At 54.1% G+C, this 24,502-nt stretch carries 24 protein-coding genes and 1 pseudogene; 9 read left to right on the forward strand and 16 right to left on the reverse strand.

Translation table 11 applies throughout. The features are described from left to right. Nucleotides 1–58: 58 nt before the first annotated feature. Together dnaE and BLU70_RS01460 are read right to left on the reverse strand one after the other, a co-directional pair. Nucleotides 59–3,076, reverse strand: coding sequence for a DNA polymerase III subunit alpha (gene dnaE / locus BLU70_RS01455; protein WP_074691368.1), 3,018 nt, complete (start codon nucleotides 3,074–3,076; stop codon nucleotides 59–61). Nucleotides 3,077–3,082: 6 nt separating this feature from the next. Further along, nucleotides 3,083–4,390, reverse strand: a complete 1,308-nt coding sequence (locus tag BLU70_RS01460) for a DRTGG domain-containing protein (RefSeq protein ID WP_074691371.1) — start codon at nucleotides 4,388–4,390, stop codon at nucleotides 3,083–3,085. Between the two features lie 131 nt (nucleotides 4,391–4,521). Between BLU70_RS01460 and BLU70_RS01465 the strand changes: the two genes are divergently transcribed. From BLU70_RS01465 to BLU70_RS01480, 4 genes are all read left to right on the forward strand, one after another. Beyond that, complete coding sequence (locus tag BLU70_RS01465) at nucleotides 4,522–5,412, forward strand: YitT family protein (protein ID WP_040289655.1); 891 nt, start codon at nucleotides 4,522–4,524, stop codon at nucleotides 5,410–5,412. 107 nt (nucleotides 5,413–5,519) lie between these two features. Further along, entirely contained in the window at nucleotides 5,520–5,750 is a 231-nt protein-coding gene (locus tag BLU70_RS01470; protein ID WP_006447240.1) for a hypothetical protein, read from the forward strand. After that, entirely contained in the window at nucleotides 5,747–5,947 is a 201-nt protein-coding gene (locus BLU70_RS01475; RefSeq protein WP_006447239.1) for a hypothetical protein, read from the forward strand. Before BLU70_RS01470 ends, BLU70_RS01475 begins: the two co-directional genes overlap by 4 nt. A gap of 92 nt (nucleotides 5,948–6,039) precedes the next feature. Next, nucleotides 6,040–6,750 (forward strand): hypothetical protein, encoded by a 711-nt coding sequence (locus BLU70_RS01480; protein ID WP_074691378.1) that lies wholly within the window; start codon nucleotides 6,040–6,042, stop codon nucleotides 6,748–6,750. A gap of 317 nt (nucleotides 6,751–7,067) precedes the next feature. Here the strand turns inward: BLU70_RS01480 and nagB are convergent, their stop codons facing one another. The 6 genes and pseudogenes from nagB to argR all read right to left on the reverse strand — a co-directional run bounded on the left by nagB (nucleotide 7,068) and on the right by argR (nucleotide 12,399). Next, nucleotides 7,068–7,793, reverse strand: a complete 726-nt coding sequence (gene nagB, locus BLU70_RS01485) for a glucosamine-6-phosphate deaminase (protein WP_074691379.1) — start codon at nucleotides 7,791–7,793, stop codon at nucleotides 7,068–7,070. Nucleotides 7,794–7,839: 46 nt separating this feature from the next. Continuing rightward, nucleotides 7,840–9,243, reverse strand: coding sequence for an APC family permease (locus BLU70_RS01490; RefSeq protein WP_244885072.1), 1,404 nt, complete (start codon nucleotides 9,241–9,243; stop codon nucleotides 7,840–7,842). 31 nt (nucleotides 9,244–9,274) lie between these two features. Continuing rightward, complete coding sequence (locus BLU70_RS01495) at nucleotides 9,275–10,159, reverse strand: ROK family protein (protein WP_244885073.1); 885 nt, start codon at nucleotides 10,157–10,159, stop codon at nucleotides 9,275–9,277. Between the two features lie 123 nt (nucleotides 10,160–10,282). Next, nucleotides 10,283–10,435, reverse strand: a pseudogene (locus tag BLU70_RS14930) (MarR family transcriptional regulator); the annotation flags it as partial. Between the two features lie 454 nt (nucleotides 10,436–10,889). Continuing rightward, nucleotides 10,890–11,813 (reverse strand): cysteine synthase A, encoded by a 924-nt coding sequence (gene cysK / locus BLU70_RS01500; protein ID WP_074691382.1) that lies wholly within the window; start codon nucleotides 11,811–11,813, stop codon nucleotides 10,890–10,892. Nucleotides 11,814–11,952: 139 nt separating this feature from the next. Next, a complete protein-coding gene (argR, locus tag BLU70_RS01505; protein ID WP_058093840.1) occupies nucleotides 11,953–12,399 on the reverse strand; it encodes an arginine repressor in 447 nt (148 codons plus the stop codon). A 103-nt stretch (nucleotides 12,400–12,502) separates the two neighbouring features. Here argR and BLU70_RS01510 point away from each other — a divergent pair, with 103 nt between their 5' ends. After that, the gene (locus tag BLU70_RS01510; protein WP_074691384.1) at nucleotides 12,503–13,801 is read left to right on the forward strand and encodes a DNA polymerase IV; all 1,299 of its coding nucleotides are present in this window, start codon (nucleotides 12,503–12,505) and stop codon (nucleotides 13,799–13,801) included. Nucleotides 13,802–13,913: 112 nt separating this feature from the next. Here BLU70_RS01510 and BLU70_RS01515 read toward each other — a convergent pair whose 3' ends face one another. After that, on the reverse strand, nucleotides 13,914–14,204 hold the full coding sequence (locus tag BLU70_RS01515; RefSeq protein ID WP_040289724.1) for a hypothetical protein: 291 nt from the start codon (nucleotides 14,202–14,204) through the stop codon (nucleotides 13,914–13,916). 118 nt (nucleotides 14,205–14,322) lie between these two features. Here BLU70_RS01515 and BLU70_RS01520 point away from each other — a divergent pair, with 118 nt between their 5' ends. After that, nucleotides 14,323–14,574 carry a DUF3243 domain-containing protein gene (locus BLU70_RS01520; protein ID WP_006447229.1) on the forward strand — a complete coding sequence of 84 codons (252 nt, stop codon included), beginning with the start codon at nucleotides 14,323–14,325 and terminating at the stop codon, nucleotides 14,572–14,574. A gap of 49 nt (nucleotides 14,575–14,623) precedes the next feature. Here the strand turns inward: BLU70_RS01520 and BLU70_RS01525 are convergent, their stop codons facing one another. Next, the gene (locus tag BLU70_RS01525; RefSeq protein WP_006447228.1) at nucleotides 14,624–15,307 is read right to left on the reverse strand and encodes a metal-dependent hydrolase; all 684 of its coding nucleotides are present in this window, start codon (nucleotides 15,305–15,307) and stop codon (nucleotides 14,624–14,626) included. Then, the gene (locus BLU70_RS01530) at nucleotides 15,304–15,681 is read right to left on the reverse strand and encodes a YlbF/YmcA family competence regulator (protein ID WP_074691389.1); all 378 of its coding nucleotides are present in this window, start codon (nucleotides 15,679–15,681) and stop codon (nucleotides 15,304–15,306) included. Before BLU70_RS01530 ends, BLU70_RS01525 begins: the two co-directional genes overlap by 4 nt. A 140-nt stretch (nucleotides 15,682–15,821) precedes the next feature. Between BLU70_RS01530 and BLU70_RS01535 the strand changes: the two genes are divergently transcribed. Both BLU70_RS01535 and BLU70_RS01540 read left to right on the forward strand, forming a co-directional pair. After that, the gene (locus BLU70_RS01535) at nucleotides 15,822–16,220 is read left to right on the forward strand and encodes a globin domain-containing protein (protein WP_074691391.1); all 399 of its coding nucleotides are present in this window, start codon (nucleotides 15,822–15,824) and stop codon (nucleotides 16,218–16,220) included. Next, nucleotides 16,217–16,720: a helix-turn-helix domain-containing protein gene (locus BLU70_RS01540; RefSeq protein ID WP_074691393.1), complete on the forward strand. Its 504-nt coding sequence runs from the start codon at nucleotides 16,217–16,219 to the stop codon at nucleotides 16,718–16,720. Before BLU70_RS01535 ends, BLU70_RS01540 begins: the two co-directional genes overlap by 4 nt. Nucleotides 16,721–16,765: 45 nt before the next feature. Here the strand turns inward: BLU70_RS01540 and queC are convergent, their stop codons facing one another. Beyond that, nucleotides 16,766–17,446 carry a 7-cyano-7-deazaguanine synthase QueC gene (gene queC, locus BLU70_RS01545; RefSeq protein ID WP_081503948.1) on the reverse strand — a complete coding sequence of 227 codons (681 nt, stop codon included), beginning with the start codon at nucleotides 17,444–17,446 and terminating at the stop codon, nucleotides 16,766–16,768. Between the two features lie 87 nt (nucleotides 17,447–17,533). After that, nucleotides 17,534–17,854 (reverse strand): iron-sulfur cluster assembly accessory protein, encoded by a 321-nt coding sequence (locus BLU70_RS01550; protein ID WP_040289643.1) that lies wholly within the window; start codon nucleotides 17,852–17,854, stop codon nucleotides 17,534–17,536. Nucleotides 17,855–18,356: 502 nt separating this feature from the next. Here BLU70_RS01550 and ileS point away from each other — a divergent pair. Further along, on the forward strand, nucleotides 18,357–21,500 hold the full coding sequence (gene ileS / locus BLU70_RS01555) for an isoleucine--tRNA ligase (RefSeq protein ID WP_074691624.1): 3,144 nt from the start codon (nucleotides 18,357–18,359) through the stop codon (nucleotides 21,498–21,500). A 7-nt stretch (nucleotides 21,501–21,507) separates the two neighbouring features. On the opposite strand, the gene BLU70_RS01560 is transcribed toward ileS, so the two are convergent. The 3 genes from BLU70_RS01560 to BLU70_RS01570 form a co-directional block, all read right to left on the reverse strand. Next, complete coding sequence (locus tag BLU70_RS01560) at nucleotides 21,508–21,819, reverse strand: GIY-YIG nuclease family protein (RefSeq protein ID WP_074691395.1); 312 nt, start codon at nucleotides 21,817–21,819, stop codon at nucleotides 21,508–21,510. After that, nucleotides 21,816–22,616, reverse strand: coding sequence for an alpha/beta fold hydrolase (locus BLU70_RS01565; protein WP_074691396.1), 801 nt, complete (start codon nucleotides 22,614–22,616; stop codon nucleotides 21,816–21,818). The genes BLU70_RS01560 and BLU70_RS01565 overlap by 4 nt, the downstream gene beginning before the upstream one ends. Nucleotides 22,617–22,793: 177 nt before the next feature. Beyond that, a complete protein-coding gene (locus tag BLU70_RS01570) occupies nucleotides 22,794–24,464 on the reverse strand; it encodes a purine-cytosine permease family protein (RefSeq protein ID WP_074691397.1) in 1,671 nt (556 codons plus the stop codon). Between the last annotated feature and the right edge of the window lie 38 nt (nucleotides 24,465–24,502).

The following is a 24,502-nucleotide window of genomic DNA, read 5'->3' on the forward strand; positions in this document are numbered from 1 at the left end:
CAAGAGGGCAAGCACGGCCCGTTTCTACCCTACGACAGTCGACCTCAGCGTATGCCCCTTAACGCGATTTCTTCGGCGCTTCACGCACACGCACGTTGCCGATGCCCACGACCTCTTCAAGCAGTGTCACAAGTTCAGGCGTCACCTCGACACACCAACGCTCGCCGAGCAGGCGTGTCCGCCTTGCCGTCGCGTCGTATAGCGCCACAGGCGTCGCGCCCGGGAATGCAGACAAGGCCGCCTGCACGCGGCGCAGAGTCGATCCGCCCTTGTTTCCCGCGTAGCGAATATACAGGATTTTGGTTCCCTCGTCAGATGTTGACGACCGCAAAGGCGGATCGTCCGCTGGGAATCCAAATTCCAGTGTGAGGCCCGCAAATTGACGAGCTTCCTCGGCGCGTTTCCACGCTTCTTCGAACATTTGTTGTTTGGCCGACGGCGCGGCAGCGTCCGGAAAGAATTCATCAAAAGCTCCCGCCAAGAGCAGGCTGTCTAACGCCTTGCGGTTGACCAGGCGCGATTGTATGCGCTGAAGAAAATCGACAAGCGACGAAAATGGACGCTCGCGGCGCAGAGAGAGAATGTGTTCGACCGCCGCCTCTCCGACATTGCGAATGGCGAGCAAACCTGTACGAATGGCGCCGTCGGCATCCACTGCATAACCGCGCTCACTGTGCACGACCGACGGCGGCAAGACCGCGATGCGATGCCTGCGCGCATCCTGCTCATACGTTCGAATCTTGTCTGGTGCACCCATGGCCATGGTCATCAAGGCAGCCAGAAATTCCGGCAGATGGTGAGCTCGTAGGTAGGCCGTGCGATACGCCAGCACCGCATAGGCGGCGGCATGTGAGCGATTGAAACCGTAGTCGGCAAAACGGACGATTAAGTCGTAAACATCATGGGCCGTCGCGGCGTCGTAACCGTTGCGCAAGCATCCGTCGACAAAGCGCGATCGCTCTTCATCGAGGATGTCCCGCTTTTTCTTGGATACAGCCCGCCGCAACAGATCGGCCTGGCCGAGGGAGAAACCCGCCATCAAGCTGGCAATTTGCATAATTTGTTCCTGGTAGACGATCACGCCGTACGTATCCTGCAAAATGGGTTTCAAATCCGGATGCGGATAGCTTACCGCGACGCGCCCGTGCTTAGCGTCACAAAACGCAGGAATGTTTTCCATGGGCCCTGGTCGGTTCAACGAGATCACGGCGACGATGTCGTCGAGCGTCGTCGGCCGCAGCTGCTTAAGAACCCGACGCATGCCTGGCGACTCCAATTGAAACACGCCGTTGGTCTCCGCGCGCGTCAGCATGTCGTAGGTCGCGGGATCGTCTGTCGGTATCTGCCGCCAATCGACCATTTCACCTGTGCGCTCGCGGATGGAACGGATACAGGCGTCGACGAGCGTCAGCGTCCGCAACCCGAGAAAATCCATTTTCACGAGCCCCAGAGCCTCGATGTCGTCCATGGCGTACTGCGTCACAGGCGCGCCATCGCCGCCAGGATCGAGCGGAACCCAGTCGACAAGCGGCCCCGGTGCAATGACCACGCCCGCCGCGTGAATCGAAGTATGATGAGGCAATCCTTCAAGCCGCACCGCGGCGTCGTACAGGCGCAAGGCCGCCTCCGCCCCCTCGATGATCCGCTCAAATGAAGGGACCTGTGCGCGTACCGCCGAAAGCGTCACTCCCGGCTGCCCTGGCACCAACTTGCTTAATTGATCCACCAGTTGCGGATCAGCCCCCAGCATTCGGCCTGCATCGCGCAAGGCTGCGCGGGCGGCGAGTGTGCCAAACGTACCAATTTGGGCGACGCGATCCCGTCCGTACTTGTCGACCACATACGAGATGACTTCGCCCCGCCGCTCGTATTCGAAGTCAGTATCAATATCGGGGAGCGAGACTCGCTCGGGGTTTAGAAACCGCTCGAAGAGCAATTGGTTAGCCATCGGGTCGACATCTGTAATGCGCAGTGCGTAGGCGACAAGACTGCCTGCCGCCGAACCGCGGCCAGGCCCTGTCGAGATACCTCGTTGATGCGCATAGCGAATGAAATCTGCGACAACTAAGAAATAATCCGCATACCCCATGTTGCAGATGACGTCCAACTCGTACTGCAAACGCCGTTCAATCTCGCCGGTCACATCGCCGTAGCGTGAGGTCGCACCGACGCGCGCAGCCTCCCGCAAAACGATTTCGCTCGGGCGCCCGTCTTTGGTCTGGTAACGCGGCATCTGTACTTGGTACAAAGGGAGGTGCAACTTACACTCGTCCGCGATCGCAACGGTGTTTTGCAGAGCCTCAGGCAAATTGGCAAACCGCCTGGACATCTCGTCAGCGCCGACCAAAGCAAACCGATCGGTCGGCCAAATATCCTCGGCATCGGGGCGGTCGAGAGCGGCATAGGCGCGATGCAACTTTGCGTCCTCCGGAAAGCGATAACGGGCGTCGTTTGTAGCGACCAAAGGCACATCCCAAAGCCTCGCTGCGCGCAGCAAGCCCGGCAACCCCTGGCGCTCGACCATTTTTTGGTGGTCTTGTACATCGATGTACACTTGCCCTGCCGGGCAGGCGCCGAGCAAGGTCTGTAACGACCGCTGTGCCGCTTGTTCGTCGCCTGCTGCATATTGCGCCAGCAAGCGGGATTCCCCACCACCGATGAGACAGATCAAATCTGTCGCATGCATAGCGAGTTCGTCCACCCGAATGAACGGGACGGGTCCATTCGCCCTCGCGCATGTGACGAGCCGCGTCAAAGCCCGATACCCGGCCAGCCCACGCGCAAGCAGCACAACCGTTTCCAACTCTCGCCGCCATTCGCTGCGCGCGCGCGCTACAGGTTCCTCTACCCCTTGTGTCCGCAAGTCGATTTGCAGCTGACAGCCAATCACCGGTTCGACGCCTCGCGCCTTCGCCTGGCGGTAGAACGAGACCGCGCCGTACATCCCGTTTGTGTCCGTCAGCGCGATTGCCGGCATCTCATACAGGGCAGCCGCCTCGACGAGATCCTCGATGCGCAACAGGCTCTCGCGAAACGAATAGGCACTGTGCACGTGCAGGTGGACGAAATCAGCCAACGCGATTCACCTCTCGATCCATTGTGCAGTCAACAAGGCCTTGGCGAACGCATCCGCCTCATCCTCGATGACGACCTCCACTTTCGCGTAGCGCCTACCATAATCGAGTACCTTTGCGCGCGCGTCGATGGTACTATCGACCGGTACCGGTCGCAGCATATACAGCGTCATGTTTTCGACCACCATGTCGGCGTGACGCACACGCCGCAAGCAAACGCGTGCCGCCTCTTGAATGATGGTCGTCAGCGGCCCGCTCGCGAGCGTCCCGCCGCTTGTCGTCATCTGCGGCGTCACCTGTCCGCGCAAGAGCACCTGGCCATCCCCAGACTCCACCGACGTGAAATCGCGAACTACTAAATCTTCCACCGTTTCTGCCACCTGTGGCTGCCGACTCATAATTTGTAGAGCCCGAATCACATCCTGACGAGTCAAGACGCCGACGAGATTGCGATCACGCACGACCGGCATCATCTCAATGCCTTCAAACGCCATGCGATGAGACGCCGAGGCAATCGTCGTCTTTGGCGTGACCGTCACCGGATGGCGAGTCATAAAGCGCGCGATGGGCGCAGATGATTCGGCTTCCGCGACGTCGCGTGGGCTGATGATGCCGACAAGTCGGCCGTTGCGATCCACCACAGGCACGCGCGAGTGCCCCGTCGCTTCAACCAAGTGGTAATAATCGCGAACCGTATCTACTGGCGTCAGCGTCGATAGCGACTGTTCCTGAACGACATCCTCCACGTAGAGAATGTCTTTTTTAATCATTTGATCATACAATGCGCGGTTGATCAGCGTCGCCGTCGTAAACGTGTCGTACGAACATGAGATGAGCGGCAACTGATATTCGTTGGCAAGTCGCTCGACCATCGGCGACGCCGTAAAGCCACCCGTGATGAGGACGGCTGCCCCACTCTTGAGCGACATGCGTTGTACTTGCTCGCGGTTGCCGACAATCATCAGGCTACCAGGGTTCAGGTAGCGACTGATGGACTCCGTTTTCATGGCACCGATGACGAGGCGCCCCAGCGATTTGTGCAATCCTTCGCGCCCTCCAAGCACCGTCCCTTCGACAATGCGCACCACTTCGGCAAACGTCAGGCGCTCAATCTGTGCCTTTTCTTTGCGTTCTACACGAACGGTGCCAATGCGGTCGAGCGTCGAGACAAACCCCTCTCGCTCGGCATCTTTGATGGCCCGATAAGCCGTTCCCTCGGAGACATGCAACACACGGGCAATTTTTCGAACAGAAATCTGCGCGCCAAGCGGCAACGACCGAATGTAGTCGAGAATTTGCTGGTGCTTGGTAACCACTGTCTTCCCTCGCCCAAGGCCGGATGCAAGTCCGCCGATATCTATCTCCATATTACCGAAGAAGCTGGCATCGATCACGCCGCACACAGTGTACAATGTGAGGTGAGCTTACGAACAGGAGACGTGGACACATGAACATGTACGACGGCATGCGGCGCGTAGTAGGCATGAAAGGAACTGGGCACCCAGTGCTAGACTGGACATGGAGGATCGCGGTCATTCTCTTTTGCGATTTAATTGGCGCTATTTCCGTCAACAACTTTTTGACACCCGCCCGGATTTTGGCCGGCGGCGTCACGGGCGTTGCGCAGATCATTCACCATTACGTACACATCCTTGGTGTCGGCACGCTGTTTTTCGTCTTTAACATTCCGCTGTTTCTCATTGGATACAAGTATCTGGGCAGACGGTTTATTTTGCAGACCGGGATTGCCATTCTAGGATTCTCGGTCATTGCCGACGCCGTTCACATTCAATTTCAAACCCCGAAAGACCCTCTTCTTATGGGCTTGTATGGCGGCGTCTTAAGCGGCCTATCATCCGGTCTCGTGATTCGGGTCGGCGGCTCCATGGGCGGTACGGACATCTTGAGCCTTGTTATCAATCGGCTGACGGGCCGCAGCGTCGGGTCCATCGGCTTTGTGATGAACGCCGTCATCGTCATCCTCTCGATGTTCGTCTTTGGCGTGCCGGCGGGACTATACACGCTCGTCAGCATGTATGCGGCATCGCGTGTCGTCAGCGGCCTCATGCATTTCCAACAGCGTAAAACGGCGCTCATTGTCACCGAAAAGCCGGCAGAAGTCAGCAGTGAAATCGGTCAAAAACTCGTACGCGGCAGCACCATCATGCGCGCCTACGGGGCGTATACACAGCGCGAGCGCGGTGTGCTTTTGTGTGCCATGACCCATCTCGAAATGTCGGACCTGCGAGATTTAGTACAGTCTATCGATCCCAATGCGTTTATCACGATTCTCGATACCACCGAGGTGATTGGCCGCTTTCGGCAAAACCATCCATAACAACCTATTCTCATCATTGTTCTTGCAATAGGTTTAATTCTTACACACCCTGTCCAAACTTCTTCATAGTGATGGAATTTGCAAGTTGGACAAGGAGTGTGAGATTCGTGGCACAAATTCCGCTTCCGTTGGTATTAGCGATGATTGCCATTGGCATTGGCGAGTGGCCGACGGTCAATGCTTGGTCAGAAGTGAGCATCTTACATCATGCACTTGTGCATGGTCTCTTTGCGTTCGCAGGTGCATTGGCGGGCTTTCAGACGGCCTGGTGGACTCGGCGCGCGGAGGATTCTGCATTTGCACAGCATGAAGACAGCGATAGTGAGGTGATATCGTGAAACAAAATCCTTTGCTGTACGTTGTCACGCTCTACGTATCCGCGGCGGTCCTGGTACTCGTGTTCCTACCTGGACTGATCAACGAGGAAGGACATTTCTCTCATTTCGTTCAGCATTTGTTGATTATCGCAGGCGCAGCCACATTCGCTTACGCAGCAGAGCGCTTGCGACAACTGGCCGGACAGCGCAAGGCGTGATCGTAAAATACGACGTAGAACAAGAAAAGTACCCCCACAGATACGCCTCATCGCGGCGAATGTTATGGTAGCACGCAAATGAGGTGAATTACGTGGCAAGAGGCTTGTTTGTCGCAATGTTTTCGACCGCTGCGGCGCTCGTCGTCACAGCATACGGATCAAACGTTCTCGCGGCATCGAACCCGGTTCCGCTGCTTACTGCGTACAGCAACGCGATAGACAACGGAACCGGAAACGCGACCATGCCATCGCGCCCCTCGTCGAACAAGTCCAACAAGTCGGACATTAACCACATCATCACAGAATTTGAGCAGGCTATCGCACCCTATCAGCACATTCAACCCAAGAAAATTCCACATCCTGATAAAAACAACGACACGGCACCGGAACTGACATCGCCAAACGACATGGCCTTGGCACTTGAGCAGACACTGAATGCGTATCAGGCGGCCACGCACAATGACGTGGTGGCACAAGCCCAACTACAAATCGCTGTCAATGCCTATATCGCGGCCTTGCAGGAGGCCGTCTCGACATCCCAGACCGTCCTCTTGACCGCACAAGAGCCGCAGTCAACAAACGTGATTTCCTATTTGGAAGATGCACTCGTCAATCAGAATGCAGTAGAAGCCGGAGTGAAAAATTTACGGCAGGCTGCAGCCGAAAAAGATTCATCGGCGATACTCTCCATTTTGACAGACATGACCCAAGAGGAAGAACAAAAAGTAGCTGATATTCGAACGGCGTCGCGTATCTTGGAAAAGTCGACAAGCTCGTTGCTTGCTAAACTGCCAAATAACTAGAACCAGATCCCTTCATGTGTGCGTTGTTTTTACATGAGGCCTCCCCACAGGGGCATTCCATGATGGGCCGCCTCTCACACATATGGCCGGATCAGGCCATGGAAGGTCTTTTTTGTGTTTGCAACGCATCTAAACATGGCTAATCGCTCCTCGTCCAAATCTTAGGCGGGATCGTTGGCAGTCTGTCTGATAATAAAGGGCGACACAGAACTATGGGGTGCGTAAACATCGGCAACTACTCTCCTATAACAAAATGCCCGATGCTTGACGACTGGGTTCAAGCATCGGGAGACAGCCTTGTTGATGGATTCCTCAACTTAAAGACCAAGGCGTGCCGCACTTTGACGATCCAGGATGACCGTAACGTCCTTATGAAGTTGCAATATACTCGCTGGAACATCTGTGCGAATGCCATCTTTCAGTGCTCGGTAGATAATATCAGCCTTGTGCTCCCCGAACGCCAAAAGCATAATTTGCTTGGCTTGCAGTATGGATTGTATGCCCATCGTAATGGCCTGCCGAGGGACATCCTCCTTTCTGGAAAAGAATCTTGCATTCATCGCTATCGTTTCAGGTGTTAAGTTGACCACGTGTGTACCCGTGATCAAGGCATGGGAAGGCTCATTAAAACCGATGTGTCCATTTACGCCGATCCCGAGTACTTGCATATCGATTGGATGATTCCTTATCACCTCGTTGTATCGTTCACATTCCGCCGCGAGGTCGGGGGCGACTCCATTCGGTAAATGCGTAGACTGCATGCGAATGCCGATTCTTGAGAACAAATGCTCATCCATAAACTGGTGATAACTTTGCGGATGGTCAGGTGCGAGACCGACATACTCGTCGAGGTTTATCGTCGTCACATGAGAAACGTTCAGCCCGCAACGAACGAAATTGACCAATGCATCATAAACCGGAATGACAGTCTCGCCTGTTGCCAGACCGATGACCGGTCGCTCCGAAGACGTAATAACCCTTTCAAGCATTGAAGCAGCGTAAATGCCAGCATCGGAAGGCGTGCGAAATACGCGAATGTTCATAACCTCTCCACCATCCTTCAGGTCTTCTCCGACGTTGCCTGTCTATCTAATCCACAGAGAGCTGTTCAACCGACTCCATATGTTGTACCAAATATGCTTCTTGAATAACCTTTTGACCAAACGGCCATTCTCGCTTCCGGTAGGCCCATACCAAAAAGGCAATAATACCCAAGGCCGTCCACACAATCGCCAAACGAATCGCTGCCCAACCTGAAGAATAAAACACATACGCCCACCCGACGAAGGCAAGAATGCTCGGAATGGGATAGAGCCACTGACGGAACGGGCGTTTCAGATTCGGTTGTCGCTTTCTAAGGATTGTGAGGGCGACAATCTGTCCCATGAATTGAATGACAATCGCCATCGCCATGAGTGCGTTAATGATTTCTGTCAAATTGAAGAAACAACAAATCGCCATGATCACGCCCATGACAAGCAGGCCGACATAGGGAAACTTGAGCCTTGGATGCAGGTTCGCAAACGATTTAAAAAACAGGCCGTCACGTGCCGCGTTATACGGAAGTCTGGAAGCCCCTAGAAGCCCCGTGTACACCGATGCAAAACAAGTCCATATGATGAGCAGGGTAATCACGATGGCGCCAGGACGGCCCCATACACTTTCAACCAACTGAGTGCCAATATCTGTGCTTTTCATCGCCGCTTGCCATGGTATATTTCCAATCATTCCAATGTTCATACACAGATATATAATAGCCACGAATAGAATAGATAATAAGATTGCACGCGGAATCGTTTTACCCGGATTCGAAACTTCGTCGCCAAGGTATGAAGCTGTATAGTACCCCATGTAATCGTAGATAGAAATGAGCATGCCACTTCCGAGCCCAAGTAAAAATTTTGAAGGCGCGAAAGCGTTAGGTGGAAACGAAAAAGCTAGGTGTGCGTTAAAATGTATGGAAGCCGCCACAATCACCATGACTACTGTTAAGATAGCACCGATCCATAATACGGTTGTCAGCCTTGCAATAGATGTGATCCTTCTCCACAAAAGCACCATCGTGATGATGGTGACAAGCACGGCAACCAACTTCGATTCCAAACCCGTCATATGCGGAAAGAAATAAGCCAAATACTGCGTCAAGCCAATCGCACCAGTAGACATAATGAGAGGGGTGACAATCAGTGTTGACCAGACGAAGAGGAATGGCATAAGTTTTCCCGTCCGATACTGGAACGCCTCTCGCAAATACACATAAGTTCCGCCTTCGCCCGGCATCGCAGCACCCAACTCACTCCAAACCAATCCATCGAGGGCGGCCAAAAGCGCGCCAACCATCCATCCAAAAATGGCTTGCGGCCCACCCATGGCTGACAAAATGATGGGTACGGTAATGAATGGACCAGCCCCCATCATCTGCGACATATTTGTAGCGGTGGCTTGGAACAGCCCGATGCCACGCTCCAACCGTTGTCCTTCCTGAAGTGCCATGCTATGTTCACCTCGCGAGAAAGAGTTCATATTAGATTCTGTACATCTCCATAATTGGGCTTGCCGCAGCTCCATACGCACCTGCCAATTCACCCAACTGGGCCAATGTTAAACGCGCTCGTATCGGCATGATTTGCTTCAAACGCTGATCAATTTGCTTAAGGAGTGTATCCCCAACCCGCATCACGCCTCCCCCTAAAATGATTTTCGCAGGGTTTACTAGGGCAACCATATGAGCCAAAGCAAAGGCTAAATATTTGACTGTCCTATCCACCACATATTGGCCCAATTCATCGCCATGTCGTGCGGCTTCAAACACTTCCTCAGTGCGAATCTCTCTGCCCTGAAGCATTGATTGAGGAAATAGATTCATATTTGCTTTGGCCTCTAATCGAATTCCAGTACCCGATGCTACGTTCTCGAGCGGTCCAAATCGGGTCACATCACTTTGTGCATCCGTAAACGGATCAACTGGAGCATATCCGACCTCACCCGCATATCCTGCCGAGCCACGGTGAATTTGGCCACCAATCATAAGTGCAGCCCCAATGCCAGTACCAATGGCGACAAAAATGACGTCCTCATCGTCCCCACCAGATCCAACCCATTTTTCTCCAACGAGTGCCATGTTTACATCGTTGTCTACAATAATTGGACCCGGCAGATATGAATGGAAGGCCTCTCGCAAATTGACGTTTATCCAATTCAACCCTGGTGCAGCGATGACCGTGCCATCCTCATAATTGATAAGCCCTGGTGCACCAATTCCGGATCCGACAATTTTATCTTTCGGAACGCCAGACTCCTGGAGAAACATTTGCGCTTGCCTGCGCAAATGCTCGACAATACTAGCCCCGTCGCGATGCGATGCTATCTTTCGATGCGCGATGACGGTTCCAGCGAGATCCGTTAACATCAATATCGTCTTTGTTCCGCCTATATCCATTCCAAATGAGTATCGTGCCGTTGGGACGAACTTCAGTCGAACAGAAGGGCGCCCGCCTTTGGATGTTGATCTTCCCGTCCCAACTTCACGCACAAAACCATCCGTAAGTAGGGAGTCGACGATCTCGGAGACAACCGATCGACTTAGACCTAAGCGTTTCGCGATGTCAGCTCTGGAAATGGGCTGATGCAGTCTCACCTCCCTTAAAACGTTTGCACGATTCAGGTTGCGCACGACGGTCCCCATACGCACTTCTGCACACTCCCTAGCAGGTTTGTTTGCTCTAATACCAAACAAACCTCTTTTGCAGGCATTATATATCGAAACAACACAACTGTAAACGCATTCACACGGAGCCAATTGCGAGTCTGTAAACGTACCGACTGCGAGTTTCCTTATCAATTCGGTTTTGCGCACGGTCGCATCAGAACATATCCCAACCCCAATGACCCAAACTTGGGAAAGCACAGGATTTCTTGATCAAAGACACACACAAAAAAAGACTCATCAGCATACTGCCGATGAGTCTGCCCGCAGACCGGGAAATTCGGGTTTAGGTACAGTGTAGAACAGTTCGTCTACACTACACCATGTAGTATACTGGCCCTTCATGCCGGATACATGAGTCCTGAGACCTATCTTTTGCGAAAAAAATTCTCCCTTACGCAATGCCCTTCCGCCCGCCAGGCCAACCAAGCACCTACATCTGGTATAAATCCGATGATAGATAGCGCTCTCCAGTGTCAGGCGCCAAGCAGAGTACTCGTGCATCCTTCGGCAGTTTGCTGGCAATTTGCAAACCATGAAACACAGAAGCCGCCCCCGATGCACCAAGCAAAATACCTTCTTCTGCAGCCAAGCGCCGTGCCGTGTTTTGTGCTTCTTTGTCTTCGATCAGCAGAATTTCATCGAAAGCCTTGCGATTCAAGATGCTTGGAACAAAGCCTGGGCCGGTGCCAGGAATTTTATGCGGCCCTGGTTGCCCGCCCGACAACACGGGAGACCCTTTGGGCTCGACGACATAAATTTTGAGGCCTGGGATCCTTTTCTTTAATTCTTCACCCGTGCCCGTAACGGTGCCTCCCGTGCCTGCCGTCAGCACGAAAGCGTCGAGCTTACCCTCAAAATCCTCATAAATTTCAACCGCCGTCGTGCCACGATGGGCGTCTGGGTTGGCCGGATTATCGAACTGTTGGGCAATAAAGCTGTGCGGAATACTTGCCGCCAGTTGTTCAGCCTCTTTAATGGCTCCTGTCATGCGCTGGCCTTCTGGTGTGAGGTACACCTCTGCCCCGTAGGCCTTTAGCAACTTGACACGCTCCTCGGTGGCGTTCTCCGGCATTGTGATGATACAGCGATACCCTCTGGCAGCACAAACCATCGCCAAGCCGATACCGGTGTTCCCCGATGTCGCTTCAATCACGGTGCTCTTGCCCGGAATCAGCTTACCCTCTTTCTCGGCTTGCAGAATCATGTTTAAAGCAGGCCGATCCTTTACGCTACCGGCTGGATTTTTCCCTTCTAATTTCACGTAAACCTGTGCACCATTCGGATCTGGAAGTCGGTTAAGGCGAACTGTGGGCGTATGGCCGACGAGTTCGAGAATCGAGTTGTACAATGGCATGGCATTTACTCCTTATTCTCGTTGAGCTAAGTGCTTTGACCCAGCACAGCACTGAGCATCACCAAAATGAATTCAACTCTTATAGTATAACTCGGAAAAAGTGAAATTTCAGTCGTGGCCTCAGCCGAACCCGTTTCCTTTAGCCCACATCCAATACATCGTTCAGCAAATCGATGGCGCTTTGCTCGTCCTGACACACGAGCAACATCGTGTCATCTCCACAAATCGTCCCCAAAAGACCAGGGGGATTCAGCGCATCCATCAATGCCCCAATTGCGTGTGCGTTTCCTGGCGCCACCTTGATGATAATGAGGTTACTGGCACGCGCCTGAGAGATAAACACGTCAGCCAGTCGCCTGCGCAAAGCGTCTAGCGATACCGTATTGGTCGCCGTCGGAATTGCGTATTTGTATTTTCCATTGGACCCGACGATTTTAATCAGCTGCAGTTCCTTAATATCGCGTGAGATGGTCGCCTGCGTCACCTGAAAACCAGCTTCCTCAAGTGCACGAACCAGCTCTTCCTGTGTTTCGATTTCCTGTTGGCTCACCAGTTCCCGTATCCGCAACAACCGTTGCTCTTTCACATGCGTTGCCTCCTGCCATTTGATACATCCGTCCACCGTTGACCTTGCTGCGTTCCCTTTTTGGACGCCGTCCGTTACACTAGTTACGAGAGGTGGGTCAACGATGGACCGGGAGCGACAAATTCTCCACATCGACATGAACGCGTTTTACGCGTCGTGCCACGTTGCCCAGTCACCTGATCGTTATCGCGGCAAACCCATTGCCGTCGCCGGCAATCCCGAAACCCGCCACGGCATTGTCGTCACAGCGAGCTATGAGGCGCGGGCGCGCGGCGTGCGCACGACGATGACCGTTGCCGAGGCCATGCGCGCTTGTCCCGAATTGCTTGTCATTCGCCCTGACTTTCCACTGTACCGAACATTCGCACGCCAAGTATTCGACATTGTGCGTAGATTTACGCCTGCTGTCGAAATTGTCAGCATCGACGAGTGCTACGCGGACGTGACCGGCAGTGGGCAATTCGGTGACGCCATGGAGATCGCCCGTAGGATTCAATCTATCCTTCGCGCTGAATTGCAGCTTCCCTGCTCCATCGGCGTTGCCACGAACAAGTTTTTTGCGAAGATGGGAAGCGATCTGCGCAAACCAATGGCCATCACGCGCATCGACGATGCGAATTATCAAAGTCTACTTTGGCCGTTACCCGTCTCCGCAATGTATGGTGTGGGACGTCGCACCGCGCTGGCCTTATACAAGGCTGGCATTCGCACGATTGGCGATCTCGCCGTTGCTCCTTTGGAGGTTCTCGAGCGCACCTGTGGCAGTCGCGGAGCCGTACTTCAGCAACATGCAAACGGACTGGATGAACGGCCCGTCGTCAGTGAACGTCCCTCGCCAAAAAGTGTGGGCCATTCTGTCACACTGCCCGTCGATGCCACAGACCAGGAAATCATCCGACGGACACTTCTGCAACTCGCGGACCAAGTGGGCCGACGCCTACGCAAGCACGGAAAAGCTGGGCGCGTCGTCACACTGACCATCCGCGACAAGTTTATGCATACCATTTCACGCCAAAGCAAACGCGCAATGGCCTCCAATTTGACGGAAGACATCTATGGCGATGCTCTAGCCTTGCTCAATGCGAATTGGCCTGAACAAAAACCAATTCGTCTGCTTGGTATTAGTGTCAGCGAGCTAGTGGATGTCAATGAGGTGGACATCTCGTGGCAGCTTGGGTTGTTCGACAGCCCACGCGATCGCGCTGCCTTTGACAAACGGCTGCGCCTGCAAAAGTTGACGGAGGTCACCGATTCGTTGCGCAATCGATTTGGTGAGCATGTCGTCGTCCGCGGCCGGATGCTTGACCACGACGGCCGGGCCGCTGAAGATCAGCACGCTCGCGGCACGTCGTTGCAGACAGACAACCTACACGAAGAGGAGTCTAACAGATGGAAGTCATGAATGGAAATCTAGATCCAATCGTTGCGATTTTAACCTGCTTTGTTTTGGCCATTGGGCTTGTGGCTTGGACGAGCAAACGCGAATAGGCGAGCTTCGTGGGCAGCGGAGGTGCTCACCCACGCGCACGTGCGCGCACATGTGAGAACGGCGCCTCCGCTTCCGTGCGATACTGCTGCTCTTCGAGAAGCCGCTTGCGCTCCTTGTCCGCCCCCAAGACAAAATACAGATTGGCGCAGATCGACAAGGCTAAGACCAGCATCCACGCTGCAGTAAATGTACCCGCTATGCCGTGCGACATCCGCGGCAGCCGCGGAATGCCGTAAGCGCCAAGTGCTATTGCGGCGCACGTGTAGATGATGGATTGGCGCCGAATTTGGCGTGGAACCCCGACTTTCCTTCGCACCACAACCAACTCCTTTTTTCCACCTTGTCCACGTATATGTATGTTTCCGATGAAGTATGACCATCTGCCGCATGGGGAACATTGAGTCCGAAATCACTTATGTGGAGGAGGAGAACGCATGAGCGTACTCGACAGCTTCGACAAGTGGCGCGAGTTTCTGGGGGAACACGTCGACAAGGCACAAGCGATGGGATTTAGCGACGAGCAGATCTCGAACGTAGCGAAAAAGATGGGTGAATTCTTGGCGGATAAAGTTGATCCGAAAAATGACGAACAGCGCTTGCTTAAAGAGATGTGGGACAGCGCAAACGAGCAGGAGCGCAACGCGATTGCCAGTGTGATGGTCAAAATGGCCGATAAGGCGCACTAAAAAGCGCGGGCGGGCCGCGCGGCTCGCCCGTTTCTATTGCTACCCTTGGTTACAGCTCGTACGTTTCGCCAATTTTCAATTCGACACCTTGAATTCCGCGCGTCTTAAGGTCCTGCACAAATTGCGCACCATCCTGAGCGATGAGTGGGAACGTATTGTAGTGCATGGGAATGACCGTTTTTGCCCGCAACCACTCGCTTGCAATCAAAGCGTCCTCTGGCCCCATCGTAAAATTGTCGCCAATCGGAAGCAAAGCGAGATCGATCTGGTTCAGTTCACCAAGAATTTTCATATCACCGAACAAACCCGTATCGCCAGCATGATAAATCGTCTTTCCTTCAATGGTCAGCAAATAACCGACCGGCGGGCCCACATACACCAGACCTTGCTCCGTCTCGACCCCGGATCCGTGGAATGCCAATGTAACCTTGACACGCCCAAACGGAAAATCAGCCTTGCCGCCGATGCCCAGTGGGTGAATCTTCAACCCTTTGCGTGCATAGTACACCGCCAACTCATTGGCCGCGATAATCGTCGCATCGTTGTTGCGAGCGATAGCTTCCGCGTCAAGGACGTGATCGGCATGGCCATGCGTCAAGACAACGTATGAAACCTTAACGTCCTCAGGCTTGATGACAGCCTTCTCGTTACCGCTGAGAAACGGGTCAATAATCAGTCGATGCTCGCCGCTCTCGATGACAAAGCACGATTGCCCATGATATGTAATCTTCATTTGTCACGCCCCATTTCTTCAAATATCTCGGCTGCCGATACGACGTGCACGTCGGCCAATGTCGTCGACAAAATGGTGTGTACGTCCATCATCAATGTGTGCAGTTCTCGATCCGCCTGCAAATACTTTTGAACACTGGGGTTTAATTGCACGACTTCCGCAAGCTTTTGCATCGTCGATCTTTCTTCGTCCGTCAGTGCTTCCCCGCGGAGCTGTTTAGCTTCCATTCTCCATTGCCGGCGAAGATAATCGACCAACATGTCTTTTGCCGCTGGCTCCTGGTCCAAGGCGCGTATTGCGTCGAGTGCTCGCTGAAAAGGTTCCCATTCACGAATCGCCCTGGCTAAGGCATGCGCATGGTCATACGGATTCACCGAACTCCCTCCCCCAAGCATTATAATTCGTGCGAATCCATCGGCCAAATCCCATTCTCACCGTTTGGTCTTCATCAAGGTCGTACAAGACTTGCTATGTCCGTTTGGTTATACTGTCATCGTGGAAAGGACGTGAACAAATGAGTGCCTTGACCGTATATGAAGCCATCGGTGGGGAGGCGACGATGCGCAAACTGGTAGAATCGTTCTACGACAAAGTAGCTGCCGATACCCTGCTGCGCCCGTTGTTTCCCCCGACCTTTGATGAAGTGAAAGAGCGGCAATTTTGGTTTTTGACACAGTTATTTGGCGGCCCCCGGCTCTACACAGAGCGCCGCGGTCAGCCGATGCTTCGCGCTCGCCACCTGCCATTTCCGATCACGACGCGCCATGCACAGGCATGGTTGCGCTGTATGGCAAGCGCAATGGCAGATGCAGACATTCCTACACCGGCACGCGAGGCCATGTTACAACGGTTGACAGCAACAGCCTATCACATGGTCAATACGGAACTGGAGGAGGAACACAAGGGCATATGAAAGATGAAACACCTGTTGGCACATTAGGTGAACGGCTTGCACAATTGCGCAAACAGCGTGGATTGACTCAAGCCAAGCTCGCGGAACGGGCCAACATTTCGACGAGCGCTATCGCAATGTACGAAACGAATCGGCGACAACCGGACGATGCTACATTAGCCGAGTTGGCGGCGGCGTTGGAAGCCCCGATTGCGATGCTCAGGCCTGACGCTCCCATCGACCAACCAACCGCTAATTCCTTGGGCCAAGCCGCACCAAATGGACCTGTCACAAATACAAGTCCATTTAACGCGCACAGCCAGCCAAGTCAAACGGACACCGCTGCTGACGGGCTGGGCGTCACACAGCTCGCTCTAACCCGTGAAGAGGCTAGACTCATCCTTTTTGTGCGCATGCACCCCGACGCCATGCCTTTTTTGCAGACACTTGTAACGGCCGATGCCGAGAAGCGCAAGCAATTGGAAAAAACCTGGCGGCTGATTCAAGCATTTCAAGCTTGAACCAGCCGCCACAAGTTCACGATTTCTGCCTTATGGACGGCAACGTCAGCCCACAGACACGCGGTATGGGATCGGATCGCGTGCACCAGCCTCGGCGAAACCTTTTAAGCGCAGCCGACAGCTGTCGCACTCACCGCAGGCCTCCTCGCCGCCTTGATAACACGATGTGGTAAGCTCATACGGAACGTTTAGGGCTAAGCCATTGCGAATAATTTCGGCTTTCGACCAATGTAAGAGTGGCGTTTCGATTTGCATTGACCGCCCCTCCACGCCTGCCTTTGTGCCAATGCGCAGGACGTGCTGTACACCTTCGATGAACTCCGGCCGACAATCCGGATATCCACTATAATCTAACGCGTTGACGCCAATGTAAATTGCCGTCGCCTCAATGACTTCCGCATAGGATGCCGCAATGGACAAAAACAAAAGATTGCGTCCAGGTACATACGTCACAGGAATATCGCGCGAAACGCCAGACGTCGGCACATCGATAGCATCATCGGTCAATGCACTGCCGCCGATTTGCCGCAAAAAGTCGAGCGACACGATGCGATGATCGCGAACTCCATAATGGGCCGCGACCTTTTTCGCACACTCAAGTTCTATCCGATGGCGCTGCCCGTAGTCAAACGTGATGGGAAACAATTCATACCCAGCGTGCTGGGCAATCCCCATGCAGGTGGTGCTGTCAAGCCCGCCACTCAAAATGACAACTGCCTTCGCCACTCCTATACGCCCCATTTCCAGTTCATTCTATAGGCTTGGTTCTATAGGCTTGTCCGACTGTCCGTTCTTATGTAAGGCGGTCGACCGTCAACAGACCGCCGAAGGCGCATCGGCAAACGTGAAGCCCGTCTCCAGAAAATCGACTGTGACGCCTTCAAGCAAATGCAAACACACCTCATCGATCACCACGGTGACGCACTCGTCGGACTCTGCCAACGACGGCTCGATAGCCGCTTGTGAGATTGGCACGATGCGATCCAGGCCGGTCATCACGTCGTCGACCGTCAATTGAAACCTTGGCCCCCCGCACTGATAGGCACGGGCGATGCGAATGAATTCACCCGAAAATAATTCCTCGCGCTGAAACCGTGCAATTTCCTGGCATGCTCTACTGGTGAAGATCGGCATGAGGTGTCTCTCCTCTCCCCATCCATTGTAGCGTCTCGGCGAAGACGCGTCACGATGCATATCCAACCATCGAGATGCCGACACTGGACATTTGAGCAAAGAAATTTACAATAAGCGATGTCAGTCAGTATACTATACGTCAATGCAGAAAACTGCTACCGCCCATGATGAGGCCCAGTAGCGGCGACACGAGCGTGCTCAAGCGAATCGGGAGATGGTGTGAGCCCGTGCACGACTGCGCCGCGAATATCCCCTCTAAGGCATCTGCTGAACCCGCCAAGGCGCCAGGCCGGGCCTAGTAGGCAGCATCGGCTCCCTCCCGTTATCGAGGGCCGAATGTTGATCCTCGTCGTGCGCATATGCGTCGCGATTGCGGACACATTCGACGGATGGAGCGGTCGGCTCGAATCATAAGGCCGAATCGCTAAGTTGGGTGGTACAGCGAGCAAACACTCGTCCCTTCGCGGACGAGTGTTTTTTGATGGACAACGAAGGAGTGGAAATGAACATGTCGATCCGCAAAGTCGATGCCAAAGAGCCGGCAAAGGCGCGCGAGGAACGCGTTCTGTCGTTTTGGCGCGATCGCGACGTTTTTCACGCAAGCGAGCAGATTCGCGAAGGGTGCCCGGAATGGGTGTTCTACGAAGGTCCGCCGACGGCAAACGGCCTGCCCCACCCTGGCCATGTGTTGACGCGCGTATTCAAGGATTTATATCCCCGTTATCGGACGATGAAGGGCTTCCACGTGATGCGCAAAGCGGGCTGGGACACGCACGGGCTGCCAGTGGAAATCGAGATCGAAAAGAAGTTCCACATTAGCGGCAAAAAGCAGATCCAGGAATTCGGAGTCGAGAAGTTTGTACAGGCATGCCGTGACAGTGTCTTTAAGTACGAGATGACCTGGCGCCAATTAACGGAACGCTTAGGCTATTGGACGGATCTCGATCACCCGTATATGACACTCACCGACGATTACATCGAATCCGTATGGCACTTGCTCAGGACGATCTTCGACAAAGGTCTGTTGGTGCAAGGTCACCGCGTGAGCCCGTACTGCCCGCACTGTGAAACGACGCTGTCGAGTCACGAGGTGGCACAAGGCTATGCGGATGTCAAAGACTTGTCCGTCACTGCCAAGTTCCGCGTCAAGGACGGCGATGTGGAAGGACGTCCGACATACCTGCTCGCGTGGACGACGACGCCGTGGACCTTGCCGAGTAACGTCGCGCTCGCTGTTCACGACGACTTGACGTACGTATTAATTCATAAGGCAGAACTCGGCGAAAACGTCTGGGTTGCAGAAGGCTTAGAGGAAAACTTCCTCGCCGAAGGCGACAATGTGATCGACAAAAAGGCAGGTCGCGACCTAGTTGGCACGGCCTATGAGCCGGTTTTCCCATACGTCGTTCAGGACGGCAAAAAGCACATCGTCATCGCCTCCGATCACGTCACGGACGACAGCGGCACGGGCATTGTCCACATGGCCCCGGCCCACGGTGAAGACGACTACAAAGCGTGTCAGCGCGCTGGGCTCATTTTTATCAACTTTGTCGACGAGACCGGTTGCTACACGTCTGACGTCGCGGATTACGTGGGCCGTTTCGTCAAAGACGAAGAACTGAACGTCGATCTCGTCAAGTCGCTGGCGCACCGCGGCCTACTCTATGAGAAACACAAACATGAGCACGCCTATCCGCACTGCTGGCGGTGTGACACGCCGCTTATCTACTACGCCATCGACTCCTGGTTCATTCGTACGACAGAGTTTAAGGACGACTTGATCCGCAACTCGCAATCGGTCAATTGGATTCCGCCGCACGTTCGCGACGGGCGCATGGGCAACTTCTTGGAAAACGTGATCGACTGGAACTTGTCGCGCAGCCGCTACTGGGGAACCCCCTTGCCGATTTGGCGCTGTGAGGCGTGCGCACGGCTCGAATGCATTGGCTCAAAGGCGGAACTCGCAGCAAAAGCGGGGCGTCTGCCACAGGAACTGCATAAGCCGTATATCGACGAGTTGACATGGCCTTGTTCGTGCGGAAACGGGACGATGATTCGCGTACCTGAGGTGATCGACGTCTGGTTTGACTCAGGCTCCATGCCGTTTGCTCAGTTGCACTACCCGTTCGAGAATCAGGCGCTGTTTCAAAAACTGTATCCCGCCGACTTTGTCTGCGAGGCCATCGACCAGACGCGCGGTTGGTTTTACAGCTTGCTCGCCATCTCGACGGCCGTCACGGGCAAGGCACCTTATAAGAATGTATTGGTGCTTGGCCATGTGCTCGACGAACACGGCAAAAAGATGTCGAAGTCGAAAGGCAACGTGATCGACCCGTTCGAGGCGTTCGACATGCATGGTGCGGACGCGCTGCGCTTCTATTTTGTCGCCAACACACAACCGTGGAATTCGCAGCTGTTTTACCACCGCGCAGTCGCGGAGAGCAAGGCGAAGTTTATCGATCTGCTGCAGAACATCCACCAATTCTACGCGCTGTATGCGGGTATCGACGAGTTTGATCCGCGTACGGCTAAGGAGATCCCTGTGGCAAAGCGGCCGCTTATGGATCGTTGGCTGCTGGCGCGTTTGCACCAGACCATTGCAACTGCCGATGCTGCATATGAGCGCTATGATGCGACAACGGCTGCTCGCGCCTTGCAAGCGTTCGTCGATGAGCTTTCAACCTGGTACGTGCGACGCAACCGGGATCGTTTTTGGGCGCCAGGCATGGATGACGACAAGGTATCGGCCTATCTGACGCTGTACGAGGCACTGGCGACAACGGCGATGCTGGCGGCACCTGTGACGCCGTTCTTGGCAGAGGACATCTACCAAAATATCGTTCGGTTGAACGGCGTGCGCACGGACGTTCCCGAGAGCGTGCACCTTTGCGACTTCCCGATCCCCGACCTCACGCTTGTTGACGAAGCGCTGATTCGCGAAATGGCAACGGTTTTGCGTGTCGTCGAAACCGGGCGTCATCTGCGCAATGAAAGCAAGTTGAAGACGCGCCAACCGCTGTCTGCGATATATGTGCCGAATGCCGAACGAGCGGTGCTCGGCAAGTTCACGGAGATTCTCAAGGACGAGCTGAACGTCAAAGAGATACGATTTGTGGATCTGGATGAAATCGCGAAGCCTGAATTGTATCTGCACCTAGCCGCGGTCGGCAAAAGTTTTGGCAAGAAGACGCAACAACTAAATCAGGCTGCGAAGACGGCGACGGCGGAACAAATCGAGGCGTTCCGCAAACACGGTGCCGTCGAGCTCGAGGGCGAGACATTGACGACAGAACACGGAGAAATTCGCTATCAGGCGAATTTTGAGGGGCTGGTCAGCGTCGACAACCGCGGTTTTGTGGGTCTTGTCACGGAACTGACGCCAGAACTTATAGAAGAAGGATTTGTCCGCGAGATCATCTCGAAAATGCAGATGATGCGCAAAGAGGTGGACTATGGCGTGACGCACAAAGTGCGCTTTTTCGCCGACGGGGATGCGGATTTACTCGGCGTGATCGATCGCAACCGCACGCGCATCGAGTCGACGGTACTCATCCGCGAATGGGCAAAGACTCCGCTTGCAGATGCCGATCTCGAGAAGGAATGGGATGTCAACGGCAAGAAGCTGACGCTTGCCGTGGGGCGCTGACGGGGCACTAGGCCGTGCCCCGGGGGTCCTGATAGGTGGCCACTAACCGGAGTTTTTGGGCGTGTGTCAACCGCTTGATGGCCCTTTCGCGCCGCAAAGCCGCACCTTGGTCGGCATAGGATTCCACGTATAGCAAACGAACTGGGCCGCGCCCGCGCGTGTACTTCGCGCCGCGGCCCTCGTTGTGCATCGCAATCCGCCGCAAAACGTCCCTTGCGTAACCGGTATAAAGCGTTCCATCGCTGCATTCGACAATATAGACGAAGTGTCCTGGTACACGACCGTGCTCCCCTGTAGGGAGACGTACATCTTGGCTCATGCGTCGAGAAACGATTCGACATCGCGAAGGACGTCGCTGGCGGCTTGCAGCGTAAAGCCATGTCCGGCACCGGAATATTCGCAGAGGGTCGAGTTCGGGAGCCTACGATGAAGCGTACGTCCGTTCTCAACAGGGATCAAGATATCATCCGTGCCGTGCAGGACGAGCGTTTCGTGCGTGATCGATGGCAGCCTACTGTAGGTCCCAGGCCACGTCTTTATGGCATGCAGTTGCCGGAGGTAGTTGTCCCGCGGCATCGGGTGGCGCATGAGCGCGCGGAAGCTGTTTTCAAGCAACGGCAGATTGGCGGCGATAAACGCATCCGGAAAGAGGAGTCGAAGGTGGTTTTGCATCTGCCCTTGCGCAGCGCCGGCCTGTTCAACCAGCATGCTGGCGGCCTCCGCCGTCGGAGGCGTCTGCTCCTTTCCCCCGCATGTCGTGCAGCCAAGAATCAACTTGCGCACGTGACCCGGGTGGTTAAGAGCAACCTCCTGTGCAATCATGCCGCCCATCGACACGCCAAACACGTCGGCAACCGCGATATCCAAGTGTCGCATAAGGCCGACGACGTCCCCTGCCATCTCGGCCAGCGTAAAGTGCTCGTCCCCGCGCAATGCCGTCCTGGCCGCGCCGCGATTGTCGAAGGCGATGACTTGACGCTTGGCAGCAAGGCGACGGACAAATCCATCGCCCCACCAGTCGGCGTTTCCACCTAGACCCATGATTAAAATAAGTGGTTGCCCTTCTCCATGCACTTCGTAGTACAGGTCAACAGCACCCAAGTCAGCTCGTGGCACCCTCGATTCCTCCCATCGAACCATCCAAATATAAAAAAAGAGGCACACCTACAAGCAGGTGGCCCAAATCAGGGGTAAAGGGTTGATACAAATGTAACATAACGCCGGAGATTTTTCCATGGCTTACGCCATGGTCCCACCGCTTCCATCGCTCATGAACCCTCATCGACGGTTCTGTCAGTGCGTAGACTGCTCCGCTTTACACATGTCGTGGCATTGACTCTCCAAACTACAGCAGAGTGAGCAGATAGGCGCCTTGTGAAATGGGCAGTACAACATGTCAACCTTTTCATATTCAAACTCACATGATGCACAAATAATCTCGTTGGGTAGCTCAGAATGTTTGTGGATCTCGTGATGCCGATCTGATTTTTCAAATGCGTTCTCCCGTGCAATATAATATTTTCCACGTGTCACGAGGGCAATCACAGGTGCCAAAACAAACGCTAGTGCGATCGACAGGAATGGCGAGTAGGCCTGCAATACTGCTCCAAAAGCCCCAAAGAACGCTGCGATGGAAACGCCCGCCGCGATAATCATAGAACCAAAGCCAACAGGATTAAAGTTATACAAGTGCCCCCGCTTAAATTCAATATACGAAGGACTGATTTTTAGCAGACCTTTATTGATCACGAGATCCGAGACCACCGCACCAATCCACGCAACGGCGAGATTGGAATAAAATCCGAGCACCGTATTTAAAAATCCGAATACGCCCGCCTCCATCAGCCCGAGCGCAATCCCGACGTTCAGAAAAAGCCAGACAATGCGGCCAGGGTGTGAATGGAATATCCGCGAAAAGAAGTTGGACCATGACAGAGATCCGGAATACGCATTTGTCACATTAATTTTGATCTGCGAGAGCAGAACGAAAAACGTCGCCAGCGCCAGAGCCGCATATCCGCTGCCAATCACGGTATGGAAGGCCTGCGTGTACATCTTAATAGGTTCGTCAGCCGCCTTGCTTCCCATCGCTGGAGCAATCCACGAGGCCAACAAAGAGCCACCAAGTTGTTTAATGGCTCCAAGTATCACCCAGCCTGGGCCAGCAAACATCACCGCCAACCACCATTTGCTGCGGTTCTGAGTGCTGAGGTTAGGCATGAAGCGCAGATAATCCACCTGCTCGCCAATTTGCGCAATCAGCGAGAGCGTAACGCCTGCCGCAAGTCCAAACTCCAACGAGCTAAAATGACTGCCAGAAGCCGAGGCGCCTCCAAATTGCACCCAGTGTGAAAAAGCCGACGGGTCTTTGAACGCGATCGCGATGAACGGGCCTAGCATGAGCACCAGCCATACAGGCTGGGTGATGACCTGCAGTTTGGATAAGGCGGTCATGCCAAACATAACGAGCGGTATGACAATCAAGGAGCAGATTAAGTAGCCGATGGCCAAAGGAATGTGGAAGAATTCTTGCAAAGCCTGCGCCATCACCGAGCCTTCGAGTGAAAAGTAGATAAACGTGAAGGATGCATACACCAACGAGGTTAAGGTTGAACCGTAATAACCGAAACCAGCGCCGCGCGTCAGTAAGTCCATGTCGATATTGTACTTAGCTGAATAGTAGGCAATCGGAATGCCAGTTAGAAAAATGATTGCCGCAACGACGAGAATCGACGTGATGGCATTTGCGAAGCCATAGGTGAGCGCCACAGAACCACCGATGGCGAAGTCAGCCATATACGCAATCCCGCCAAGAGCCGAGTTCATAACTGTCCATTCGCTCCATCGACGAAATGACTTTGGTGCGTAACGGAGGGCATAGTCCTCTAGCACAGGATTTTGCACCCAGCGATTGAACGTACGCCTTGGCATCATATGCCCTCGTTCTGGCTGCGGTTGAGACATGAAAACCCCTCCTACACATCTGAATTATCTGCAAATTG

The organism is Alicyclobacillus hesperidum (genome assembly GCF_900107035.1).
Taxonomy (GTDB): domain Bacteria; phylum Bacillota; class Bacilli; order Alicyclobacillales; family Alicyclobacillaceae; genus Alicyclobacillus; species Alicyclobacillus hesperidum.

Bases quoted from the DNA above. Each gene is read 5' to 3' on its own strand.
- BLU70_RS01490 (WP_244885072.1), bottom strand. From the start codon at position 9,243: ATGGCACTTCAGGAAGGACAACGGTTGGAGCGTGGCATCGGGCTGTTC.
- cysK (WP_074691382.1), bottom strand. From the start codon at position 11,813: ATGCCATTGTACAACTCGATTCTCGAACTCGTCGGCCATACGCCCACA.
- ileS (WP_074691624.1), top strand. From the start codon at position 18,357: ATGAACATGTCGATCCGCAAAGTCGATGCCAAAGAGCCGGCAAAGGCG.
- nagB (WP_074691379.1), bottom strand. From the start codon at position 7,793: ATGAACATTCGCGTATTTCGCACGCCTTCCGATGCTGGCATTTACGCT.
- BLU70_RS01495 (WP_244885073.1), bottom strand. From the start codon at position 10,159: ATGTTAACGGATCTCGCTGGAACCGTCATCGCGCATCGAAAGATAGCA.
- BLU70_RS01560 (WP_074691395.1), bottom strand. From the start codon at position 21,819: ATGAGCCAAGATGTACGTCTCCCTACAGGGGAGCACGGTCGTGTACCA.
- BLU70_RS01465 (WP_040289655.1), top strand. From the start codon at position 4,522: ATGAACATGTACGACGGCATGCGGCGCGTAGTAGGCATGAAAGGAACT.
- BLU70_RS01570 (WP_074691397.1), bottom strand. From the start codon at position 24,464: ATGTCTCAACCGCAGCCAGAACGAGGGCATATGATGCCAAGGCGTACG.
- BLU70_RS01540 (WP_074691393.1), top strand. From the start codon at position 16,217: ATGAAAGATGAAACACCTGTTGGCACATTAGGTGAACGGCTTGCACAA.
- BLU70_RS01535 (WP_074691391.1), top strand. From the start codon at position 15,822: ATGAGTGCCTTGACCGTATATGAAGCCATCGGTGGGGAGGCGACGATG.
- BLU70_RS01520 (WP_006447229.1), top strand. From the start codon at position 14,323: ATGAGCGTACTCGACAGCTTCGACAAGTGGCGCGAGTTTCTGGGGGAA.
- BLU70_RS01525 (WP_006447228.1), bottom strand. From the start codon at position 15,307: ATGAAGATTACATATCATGGGCAATCGTGCTTTGTCATCGAGAGCGGC.
- BLU70_RS01550 (WP_040289643.1), bottom strand. From the start codon at position 17,854: ATGCCGATCTTCACCAGTAGAGCATGCCAGGAAATTGCACGGTTTCAG.
- BLU70_RS01510 (WP_074691384.1), top strand. From the start codon at position 12,503: ATGGACCGGGAGCGACAAATTCTCCACATCGACATGAACGCGTTTTAC.